The sequence below is a fragment of the Curtobacterium sp. B8 genome, assembly GCF_000333315.1.
GTDB classification, from domain to species: domain Bacteria; phylum Actinomycetota; class Actinomycetes; order Actinomycetales; family Microbacteriaceae; genus Curtobacterium; species Curtobacterium luteum.
This window is the reverse complement of record NZ_BACW01000574.1, coordinates 1-1,304: the sequence shown is the minus strand read 5'-3', so window position 1 is coordinate 1,304 and position 1,304 is coordinate 1. Positions and strand designations below refer to the sequence as shown.

At 72.9% G+C, this 1,304-nt stretch carries 2 protein-coding genes; one reads left to right on the top strand and one right to left on the bottom strand.

Annotation, left to right across the window (positions count from 1 at the left end):
- The coding region (locus I59_RS15575) for an oxidoreductase (RefSeq protein ID WP_031274064.1) at window positions 1-609 on the bottom strand (609 nt) is incomplete at its 3' end.
- A 104-nt stretch (window positions 610-713) separates the two neighbouring features.
- On the opposite strand from I59_RS15575, the gene I59_RS15570 reads away from it, so the two are divergent.
- A partial coding sequence (locus tag I59_RS15570; protein ID WP_022904660.1) for a helix-turn-helix domain-containing protein occupies window positions 714-1,304 on the top strand: 591 nt, incomplete at its 3' end.

Here is a 1,304-nt window from a genome sequence, read left to right as displayed (position 1 = left end):
CGTGGCGTCCACGAGCGTGTCGTCCTCGCGACGGGCGATGTTGTACATGTTCTGGACGCACACCACCGGGGCGATCGTCTGCGCCTCCGCCAGCTGTTCGGCGCTGACGGTGGAGAGCCCGAGGTGCCGGATGAGTCCCTGCTGCTGGAGCTCGGCGAGCGCCTCGAACTGCCGTGCGATGCTGCCGGGCTCGGGCGCGTCGAAGCCGCCCATCCGGAGGTTCACGACGTCGAGTTGCTCGAGACCGAGGTTCCGGAGGTTGTCGTGCACCTGCTCGACGAGCTCGTGCGGCTCGCGGGCGTGCGGCCACCCGCCCTGGTCGTCGCGGCGGGCGCCGACCTTCGTCACCAGGTGGAGGTCGTCCGGGTACGGGTGCAGTGCCTCGCGGATCACCTCGTTCGTGACGTGCGGGCCGTAGAAGTCGGACGTGTCGATGTGGGTGATCCCGAGTTCGACGACGGTGCGGAGGACCCGGACGGCCTCGGCGCGGTCGGTCGGGGGCCCGAAGACCCCGGGTCCGGCGAGCTGCATCGCGCCGTACCCGACGCGGGTGAGTTCGAGGTCGTCGGCGAGGCGGTACGTGCCGCCGGGGAGGGTCGTGTTCGTCATGTCCTCCACGATGCCCGCGGGCCGTCGGGTGGGGCAGACCCCCGTCGTCCCTGGGAGTGCGGGGACCAGGATCGGCCGCGCGGCACCGCCGTAGCATCGGGGTCGTGGACGACAACCCCCTCGGCGAGCACCTCCGGGCACGACGGGCGCTCGTGCTGCCGGAGGACGTCGGCATCCGGGTCACCGGGGTGCGGCGGACGCCGGGTCTCCGGCGTGAGGAGGTCGCGACGCTCGCGGGGATCAGCGCGGACTACTACCTCCGCTTGGAGCAGGGACGGGACCGGAACCCCTCGGTGCAGGTCCTCGACGCGCTGGCGCGGGTGTTCGGGCTCGACGGGGTGGCGCGTGACTACCTGCACGGGCTCGCCGGCGCCTCCGCGGGACCCCGGCGGCGGCTGGTCCACGCCGAACGGGTGCCGACCGGGACGCTACAGCTGCTCGACGTCATCGGGTTGCCCGCCTTCGTCGAGGGCCGGTCCTTCGACGTCCTCGCGGCGAACGCGCTCGCGACCGAGCTCGCACCGGGCCTCCGCGCCGGCGAGAACCGGCTCCGGACGATGTTCCTCGACGACGCCGAGACCGCCCGCTACCCCGACTGGCAGGACCAGATGGCCGGGATGGTCGCCGCGTTCCGGGCCTCGATCGGCACGGACGTGCAGGACCCTGCGGTCACGGCACTCGTCGGCGAGCTGTCG